Below are 9,314 nucleotides of genomic sequence, written 5' to 3' on the forward strand. Positions count from 1 at the left end.
GGAGCACCTATGCGCCCGTCGTTTTATGATCCCAGCCGCTTCCCCAAACTCCAGGACCTTGCCAACAACTGGGAGGTGATTCGTGAAGAGTTTCTCGCTCTCGATGCGCCGACCCTGACCATCAACCGGGTGGGCAAGTCGATCACCGAGATCGTCGACGCAGTTGCCGCGCATATGGAGGAGGGTGGGAAGTACGGCTGGATCTGGGGGTGGGGTGACAACATGGAGATAAAGCGCGACTGGACGCAATATGGCCTGGTCGCCTATGACACTCCGATCCCCTACGCCCAGGCCGCCATGCCGGCGACCATCGAGTTGCTGAGAAAAATCCCTGGCATCAAGCTCTGTGCTTTGCTGCGCATGGAGCCTAGTGTGTTTCTCAGCACCCATGCCCATACGGGTACGTGGGAAGAGGGGCTGTTGCATATGCAGCTGACCATCGATGCGCCTACTACCCAGAATTACTCTTATCTCAACGTTAATGGCAGCTTTAATCAGAGTACCAACGGCAATTTGGTGATCTTTGACGGCTCTCTTGATCACTTTGCGGTGAATGCTTCCAGGGCTTATCGTACTGTGCTTTATATTGAGTTTCATCGTGAGAAGCATATGGTTGCTTGAGGTTTTTTTGGGGGGCTGTTCCGAGGTGGTGTGTATATCCGTTTTTTCGGTAACGGCTACTGGCGGTTCCGCCCTTACGGCGGGTCACTTTCGAAAAGCGCGAAAGTAACCAAAGCGCTTTAGCCCCACCACTCGGTGCCTCGCTAGGGCTCGGCATGCCCTCACTCCGGCATTGCTCCGTGGGCCCGCCGCGAAGGACCATCCATGGTCCAGCGCGGCTACCTCGGCATCCATGCCGAGGTGCCCACTGCGCAATGCCTGCGTTCGGCCATCGTGGTTAACGGGGCGCCGAGATCAACGTCCGCCGCGAGGCGGCCTGAGAGCCGGCCTGGTTTGGGTGGGACCGCGTTTCCCCTGTGGGAGCGAGCCTGCTCGCGAAGGCGATGTCACTGTCAATGAAGATGTTGAAAGGGCTGGCCTCATCGCGAGCAAGCTCGCTCCCACAGGTTTTTGTGTCGTGTGCAGATGTTGTGAGCACCCGCGAATCCATGTGGGAGCGAGCTTGCTCGCGATAGCGGAGGGTCAGCTTGCGGTGATGTTGCTGTGCCGACCTCATCGCGAGCAAGCTCGCTCCCACAGGTTTTTGTGTCGTGTGCAGATGTTGTGAGCACCCGCGAATCCATGTGGGAGCGAGCTTGCTCGCGATAGCGGAGGGTCAGCTTGCGGTGATGTTGCTGTGCCGACGCCATCGCGAGCAAGCTCGCTCCCACAGGATTTTGTGTCATGTGCAGATGTTGTGAGCACTCGCGAATCCATGTGGGAGCGAGCCTGCTCGCGAAAGCGATGGTTCAGCCACATAGATGCTGGATATCCCCCCGGCTCTTGCTTTGCTTTAGATCTTGATCTTGATCTTGATCTGGGCGCCCCGTTAAACCACGCTGGCCGAACGCAGGCATTGCGCAGTGGGCATCCCGGCATGGATGCCGGGATAGCCGCGCTGGACCATGGATGGTCCTTCGCGGCGGGCCCACGGAGCAATGCCGGAGTGAGGGCATGCCGAGCCTAGGCGAGGCACCAAGTGGTGGGGCAAAAGCGTTTTGCTTACTTTTGCGCTTCTCAAAAGTGAGCCGCCGTAAGGGCGGAACCCTAAGTAGCCGTTACACAAAAAACGGATATACACACAATCAGACGCCAATATCAGACCAACGTAGACTCAAGCGTCGATTCCAGAAAACGAAAGGCCGTCTGCTTCGAAAGCTGGGTCGATTCAAAAAACGCCAGATGGCTGCCATTGTGCTCCACATGCAGCATGGCGTCGCTGATGGAATCGGCAATGTGCTGCGAGCCGCCGATATGGGTCGTTGCATCGGCATCGCCAGCGACGACCAACGTAGGCACCGTGATCTGCTCCAGCCGCCACTTCAACTCAGTCTTGTTCAACGCATCGTTGAGTCGCGCATAGCGGTAGAACAACTCCTCATTGACATAAGGATAGAGCGCCGCATGGGCGATGGAGTCCGGAATGGTCGCCAGCGTCGCCTGGTCCAGGAACAGCGCCTGCAGATCACTGGCCTCGTTGCGGTCCACGGCGGCCGATTCCATCAGCCATTCGAAATTCTGCTGATGAGGCGTGCGCAGGCTGTCGTCGCCCAGGTTGTAGTCCCCGTGCCACAGGCTCAGGGAATTGACCCGGTCGGTGTGGGTGGCGGCAGCGCTGAGGGCAATCACTGCGCCGCCGCAAATGCCCATCAGGTGCGCGCTCTCCAACTCGTAGTGGTTCATCACATTGATCAGGTCGCCAACCTGGGCGTCGGTATCCACTGACAACTGGTCGAACGAGGTGCAGGAACCGAAAAGCCCGCGGGTTTCCCAGGTGACCACGAAGAACCGCTCGCTCAGCGCGTTGAACCAGTCGCGGCACAGGTCGAACGGCATGCCACAGGGCAGGGCCAGGACGATGGCCGGGCGTTGTCGGTCGGTGCTGGCATGGACTGACAGCGCCACGTTGTCGCGGGTGATCAAGTGCAGTGTCTCAACCTCGGGCACGGCACCACTGAAATCGAAGTGTCTGACCAGGCGCCCGAACTCCTTGGCACTGTCGACGTCGTCGAAGTGTTCGTAGGAGAACTCGAGCGCCTGGCAGATTTTCTTGCTGATAAACATCTCGAAGGACGACAGTTGGGTCTCGCCGTCGTGCAAGTACTGCACGGCCTTGACGCCGATTCGTGCGAAGGCGGTACTGACCGCCCGCTCCGTGGCTCTGACGCTGGGGGAGGCCTGGTCGGGTGACAGGTCGCTCCCCTGGGCGAGAAAGCTCAGGCAGATCGGGTCGGGCAGATGGATGGCAAGGTGCCTAAGCATCCTCACGGTCTCACACAGGCGCGTGGCTGCGTCGGTGGAAATAGTCATGGATTGGGGGACTCCTGTCAGGCACGTTGCGCATGCCAACTGTCATAGGGCACTGAAAAAGATCAGACCGCTTCGAATTTCTTGCCTCGGGTGGTGTGGGTGACAAGGCGGTTGTATTCCGGGGTCTTGTCCCCGATCACCTGGACCGCGCCGTATTTTTCCAGGCTGATGCGACCACCGTATTCCTCGATGTGGTCAGAGTCCGGGTAGACCTTCACGAACGACGGCACATAACGTGAGGCGAAGCCCATGCGCATGTCCTGGGACTCACCGCTGTGGGGGTAGGAGGCGTGCATCAGGGTCGACCAGAAAATGATGAACTGACCGGCCTTCATCTGCATAGGCACGGCGGAGGCTTCGTCTGGCTTCCAGTTTTCGTCGATCTGCAGCTGGCGATAGTCATAGCCGAAGAAACCGCGCCGCACCCCATCCTTGACCACTGAGCTGTTGTTGGCATCGGGATCGTAGGCCATGCGTTTGGTTTCGTCGTAGTTCATGCTGTTCTGGGTGCCCGGAATGAATTGCAGGCAACCGTTGGCAATGTTGGCGTCGGTGAAGGCGGTCCAGACGGTGATGGTGCCACCGAAGTCTTCGTTTTCCGGCCAGAGGATCTGCGGCTTGCCCGAGGCGTTGGCGAAGGTGTCGGCCTGGTGCCAGTCGGTGCCTTCGTCGCCGGGGTACTTAGGGAAAAACTCGGTACGCCAGCACAGGACATCCGGGCCGAGAATGCTCTCGACGCGGTCGCAGATTTGCGCACGGCAGATGTGGTTGGCGAGAAATTCATCGTCCAGGTGGCGATCGTAGTTGGCAATGTTGGTGCCGCCGGAGATCGCATCCAGGTCCTGGTAGGCTGCGGCACTGCGGTCGAGCAGGCGTAGACGGGTACGCCTCCAGGTCTCTTTCATTTCTTCTGGCGTATAGGCGTCGAAGGGTCCGATGAAACCGTTCTTTTCAAAGGACGCACGTTCTTCAGGGGTCAAGGCGAATTTTTTGCTCATGAGCTTTTCCTTTTCGGTCATTGGGCTTGGACAAGGGAACGCTGGATGCAGTTGGCCAACACTTTGGCGGTCGCGCCGTCTGCCAGTGCGCCAGGGTCCAGGTTGATCCGGTAATGGGCCTTGAGGGTGCTCAACGAGCGGATCAGGGCCAGGGAGGTGCCGCCAAAGTCGAAGAAGTCATCGTTCACGCCGATGTTCTTCAGGCCGATATCGTCCGACCAGACCTTGAGCACGAACTGCTCCTGCTCGGTGAGGCCTGGTTCGCGGAGGTGCTGTACGGTCGAAGGGACCGAGTCAGGCGAAGGCAGGCGGTTCTTGTCGATCTTGCCGTGGGCTGTGACCGGCAATTCTGCCAGCGCAATGTAGGCCGAAGGACGCATGTAGTCGGGCAGGTTAGCCGTCACCAACGCGGCCACTTCGCTGCGGGTCTGTTCGCTCCAGGCTTCCACACCCTGGGTCGGCACCACATAGCAGAGCAGGCGCCAGTCGCCATCGCCGTAATCGTGACCGACGACATGGGCTGCGGCGACGGCCGGGCTGGTCTGCAGGCACGCCTCGACTTCTCCCGGCTCGATCCGGAAACCGCGGACCTTCAATTGTTCATCGCAACGACCGGCGTAGTGGTACTCGCCGTCATCCCCCAGGACCGCCAGGTCGCCGGTGCGATAGGCACGGCTTGAGGTTTCCGGCAACTGGACGAAGCGCTCGGCGCTCAGGGCCGGACGATTCAGGTAGCCCAGCGCTACACCGGCGCCTTCGATGTACAGCTCACCGACGGTGCCTTGGGATACCGGTCGTTGATCGGCATCAAGCAGATGCAGGCGCCAGCCATCCAGTGGCGCACCGATGGACACCATGGCGGTGCTTTCCAGGTCCTGGCCGAGCACACGCTTGAAGGTGGTGTGGACGGTGGCTTCGGTGATGCCGTACATGTTGACCAATGCAGGCTTGCTGTCGCCATGACGCGCGACCCACGGGCGCAGCACGGTGGCCGGCAGCGCCTCGCCGCCGAACACCACATAGCGCAGCGCCAGCGGTGCATGGGCAGAGCGGTCGGCGTCATCGAGGCCACGGAAAGCCGAGGGCGTCTGGCTCAGGACGGTTACGCCCTGGTCGGCCAGCCATTGGTGCGTATCGCCTGGCGAGCGCGATACCGCGTAAGGCACCACGGCCACGTGGGCGCCGTGGGCGAGGGCGCCCCAGATTTCCCAGACCGAAAAATCGAAACCGATGGAGTGGAACATCGACCAGACGTCGTGCTCGGTGAAGGCGAACGAGCGCTGGGTGCTTTCCAGCAAGCGGCTGACGTTGCCGTGGGCCACCAATACACCCTTGGGTTCACCGGTGGAGCCGGAGGTGTAGATGACATACGCCGCGGCCTCGTCGGGGTTGCGGCGCTCATTGTCGCAAAGGGGTTCCAATGCCGGGCCGGCCAGCAGCTCGACCAGGGACAGGACACGCACGGATGCGCTCTGCGGCAGGTCGGCGAGTTCCCCGATCATCAGGCTCAGGCCGCTGTCGCGCACGATGTGTTCGACACGCTTGCCAGGGTACTGCGGGTCGACCGGGACGTACGCGCCGCCGGCCTTGAGAATGCCCAGCAGGCTGATGACCAGGTCGACACCGCGTGGCAGGCACATTCCCACCAGCATGCCGTTCTTGACGCCTTCCTGGCGCAACCTGGCCGCCAGCTGTGACGAGGTGGCATCGAGTTGCGCGTAGCTCAACGAGCGTGTGGCGTCGGACACCGCGGTTCGCTCGGGGAATTCACGTGCCCGGGCGGTGAATATTTCATGCAGCAATACGCCAGGCGTGAGGGGGGCTGGCGCGGGGGTGACCGATCCGCCAGTGTTCTTAATCGGCATGACTAACGCTCCTGTTAATGGCCAGGCGCAGCGTATTTGCGTGGTACGCAAACCGTTGCACTCGAGACGTCACTGCGGCCCACGGGATCGTTTCAGGTACCTGTGCGATTCGCAGCTGCCGCATTTCAGCACCGACTTCGTGTCCGCGTCTGTCGCGGGAAATGGGGACAAGCGACCCTGCTGCGGATCGCAGCGTTGGCACCGTCGGTGCGTGCCGGGCTCTGTCCCTGTTTGCGGTGCCAGACATCACCCCGGATCAGTGTTTTTATCCTTGCCCGATGGTGGGGCGTATTGATTCGGCCCTGCGACGTGGATCCGAGGATCTGTGGTTCAGGAGTTATTAATGAGTCTTCAAACTGACGCTTCGCCCGTCATGCCCGCTGATGGGATGGCGGATTCGCTGGTCTGGCCTGGTCAGGGAGCCGGCGAATCGGTACGGCTGTCGTTGCTCGCCGACGGTTTGAGTTTGCCGGTGGTGATCGAGCCCATTGAACCGGGACTGGACCCTTCGCTGTGGGCCGGTACCCATCGCGAGGCGATCGAGGCCTTGCTTTGTCGCCACGGCGCGGTGCTGTTTCGCGGGTTCGACCTCGGCTCGGTGGCGGCCTTCGAGGCGTTCGCCGAAGCCTTGTCGCCCGGGCTGCATGGCAGTTACGGCGACTTGCCGAAGAAGGAGGGTGGCCGCAACGTCTACCGCTCCACGCCTTATCCCGAGCGCGAGATGATCCTGTATCACAACGAGAGCTCGCACCTGGAAAGCTGGCCGCGCAAGCAATGGTTTTATTGCGAACAGCCGTCACGGGTTGGCGGCGCGACGCCGCTGGCGGACATCCGTCAGGTGCTGCAGTGCCTGCCTCCAGAGGTAGTGGCTCAATTTGAACAGAAAGGCCTGATGTACAGCCGCACGTTCACCACCGGTGTAGAGCCGAGCTGGGCGTCGTTCTTCGGCACCAGCGACCGCGCGACGGTCGAACAGCGTTGCCGGGAACAGGGCACCGATTTCGAATGGCTCGACGGCGAAACCCTGCAAGTACGCACCCTTTGCCCCGCGGTTATCCAGCACCCGACGACAGGGGAACGGGCGTTTTTCAACCAGGTCCAGCTGCACCATCCGTTTTGTCTCGGCGAGGAAATGCGAGAAGACCTGCTCGATATGTTCGGCGCCGATCGTCTGCCGCGCATGGTCAGTTATGGCGATGGAACGCCCATAGAAGACAGCGTCATGGCGTTGCTCGGCGAGGCCTATGAGGCCTGTGCGGTCAGGTTCGCCTGGCGCAAGGGCGATGTGGTGATGCTCGACAACATGTTGGCTGCCCACGCTCGCGATCCTTACGAGGAACCGCGCCTGATTGTCGTCGCCATGGGCGAGATGACCGCCAGGGATGACGTATGGCAGCCGGCATGAGCCATCTCGCGGGTCCATTTGAGGATAGCTACTCATGAAAGAGAAGAAAGCGAAGAAGCCCAAGCCAGGCTCGGTCATGCGCCTGCTGTGGCGCAACCATCCCTGGCTGACGCTCTTTACCTTGATCTGCGGTGTGATCAGTGGGGTCGCGTCTATCGCGGTGGTGAGCGTGATCAACGACGCTATCCACAATGACGGCTCGCGAATCCATGCCTTGTACTGGTTTATCGGCCTCAGTGCCACGGCGCTGATCCTGCGCAACGGTGCGGCGCTATTCCCGGCCTATGCCAGCATGCGCATCATGACGCGGTTGCGTATCGCCCTGTGCCGCAAGATTCTCGCCACGCCCTTGGAAGAAGTTGACCGGCGCGGCCCACCCAATGTGCTGACGATGCTGACCAACGACATTCCGCAGCTCAATACCACGCTGATCATCATGCCGACGATTCTGGTGGAGACGACGGTCTTTCTGTTTGGCATTGCCTACCTGGCTTACCTTTCATGGGTCGTCCTGGCCTTGACGGTTTCGCTGATGATCCTGGGGGTTGGGCTTTATCTGTTCTTCTTTTCCTGTGGCGTGCGGAACACCTCCCGGGTACGGGATGAGTACACCGCCTTCAACGAATACACCCACGCCCTGGTGTTCGGCCTGAAGGAACTCAAGCTCAATGGGGTGCGGCGCCGTTGGTTCGGCCGTTCGGCCATCGAGGCATCTTCCACCCGCGTGGCGCGTTACAACTTCGTTGAGCGCCTGTGGTACACCGCGGCCGACAACGTCGGGCAGTTCACCCTGTCATTGTTGATCGGTTGCCTGTTGTTCGCCGCGCCCCTGGTCGGTGCGGTCGACCCGAAAATCATGACCGCCAGTGTGTTGGCCGTGCTGTACATCATGGGACCGCTTTCGTTGCTGGTGGGCGCGATGCCGTTGCTGGCGGCGGGCCGTGTGGCGTGTACCCGTCTTTCTGAATTCGGTTTCTCGATCAACGATCCGCACCCGGAGCCCATCGAGACCGACGCGCCCAAGGTGCATCTGCTGGAGCACAAGAAATCCTGGAAAAGCATCGAATTGAAGGCGGCCCAGATGCATTACCAGGAGTTGAACGCAGAGACCGGTTTCGCCCTGGGGCCCATCGACCTGGAGGTGCAGTCCGGTGAGTTGATCTACATCGTCGGTGGCAACGGTTGCGGCAAAAGTACCTTGGCCAAGCTCATCTGCGGGCTCTACATTCCGCAGGGGGGGGAGGTGCTGCTCGACGGCAAGCCCATCACGGATGAAAGTCGCAGTGACTATCGCGATCTGTTTTCCGCGGTGTTTTCCGATTTTCATCTGTTCAACCGCCTCATCGGCCCCGACGAAGAGGACGGCAACCCCACGCTTGCGCGCAAGTACCTGGAAACCCTGGGGCTGGCCGACAAAATCAAGATAGAAGGGCTGGGTTATTCAACCATGAAGGCCTTGTCCTATGGCCAGCAAAAGCGCCTGGCGCTGGTGTGTGCCTACATGGAAGACCGCTCGGTCTACGTACTGGACGAATGGGCTGCCGACCAGGATCCGCCGTTCAAGAAATTTTTCTACGAAGAATTGCTGCCCGACCTCAAGCGTCGCGGCAAGACCGTGCTGATCATTACCCATGACGATCAGTACTTCCAACTGGCCGATCGGATCATCAAGTTGGCCGATGGGCAAATCGTTTCCGATATCAACTGCGCCCTCCGCGACAAGCGAGCCTGAATGCCGATTTCGCCAACAGCGTCCGGCTTGCGATGGCCTGACTACACCTTTTGAAAAACCGTGAAAGATGCCTGGCATGAAACCCACTCGGCAAGCGCGAACGCGCTGTCGGGTGGCAATGCCATGCAAGGGCGATCCGCTCGTCCCACCGACACCGTGCCGCGCTGGCTGTTTGCGCGGACCTGCATCAATTCCAGGCGTGCCTGTTGCGTTTGTCCCAGGCAGCACTGACAAATCTCTGAGAAGGAACGTATGAAATTTTTCTTTGCGCATGCTGTGGATGACGTTGTTGTAACTCAGTGCGGCCCACAATCGGCGGGCGTCCTGGTGTCGGAGGGGCGCGT

At 60.4% G+C, this 9,314-nt stretch carries 6 protein-coding genes; 3 read left to right on the forward strand and 3 right to left on the reverse strand.

Annotation, left to right across the window (positions count from 1 at the left end):
* Positions 1-9: 9 nt before the first annotated feature.
* Positions 10-621, forward strand: coding sequence for an aspartyl/asparaginyl beta-hydroxylase domain-containing protein (locus QNH97_RS12235; RefSeq protein ID WP_283557056.1), 612 nt, complete (start codon positions 10-12; stop codon positions 619-621).
* A 1,137-nt stretch (positions 622-1,758) separates the two neighbouring features.
* Here QNH97_RS12235 and syrC read toward each other — a convergent pair.
* From syrC to QNH97_RS12250, 3 genes are all read right to left on the reverse strand, one after another.
* On the reverse strand, positions 1,759-2,970 hold the full coding sequence (syrC, locus tag QNH97_RS12240) for a syringomycin E biosynthesis aminoacyltransferase SyrC (RefSeq protein WP_283557057.1): 1,212 nt from the start codon (positions 2,968-2,970) through the stop codon (positions 1,759-1,761).
* Between the two features lie 62 nt (positions 2,971-3,032).
* Positions 3,033-3,968: a syringomycin E biosynthesis L-threonyl-[L-threonyl-carrier protein] 4-chlorinase SyrB2 gene (syrB2, locus tag QNH97_RS12245; protein WP_283557058.1), complete on the reverse strand. Its 936-nt coding sequence runs from the start codon at positions 3,966-3,968 to the stop codon at positions 3,033-3,035.
* A 17-nt stretch (positions 3,969-3,985) separates the two neighbouring features.
* Positions 3,986-5,833, reverse strand: a complete 1,848-nt coding sequence (locus tag QNH97_RS12250; RefSeq protein WP_283557059.1) for an amino acid adenylation domain-containing protein — start codon at positions 5,831-5,833, stop codon at positions 3,986-3,988.
* A 343-nt stretch (positions 5,834-6,176) separates the two neighbouring features.
* Between QNH97_RS12250 and QNH97_RS12255 the strand changes: the two genes are divergently transcribed.
* Together QNH97_RS12255 and QNH97_RS12260 are read left to right on the forward strand one after the other, a co-directional pair.
* Positions 6,177-7,238 (forward strand): TauD/TfdA family dioxygenase, encoded by a 1,062-nt coding sequence (locus tag QNH97_RS12255; RefSeq protein WP_283557060.1) that lies wholly within the window; start codon positions 6,177-6,179, stop codon positions 7,236-7,238.
* A gap of 34 nt (positions 7,239-7,272) precedes the next feature.
* The gene (locus QNH97_RS12260) at positions 7,273-8,970 is read left to right on the forward strand and encodes a cyclic peptide export ABC transporter (protein ID WP_283557061.1); all 1,698 of its coding nucleotides are present in this window, start codon (positions 7,273-7,275) and stop codon (positions 8,968-8,970) included.
* Positions 8,971-9,314: the final 344 nt, after the last annotated feature.

Source organism: Pseudomonas sp. G2-4 (assembly GCF_030064125.1).
GTDB lineage: Bacteria > Pseudomonadota > Gammaproteobacteria > Pseudomonadales > Pseudomonadaceae > Aquipseudomonas.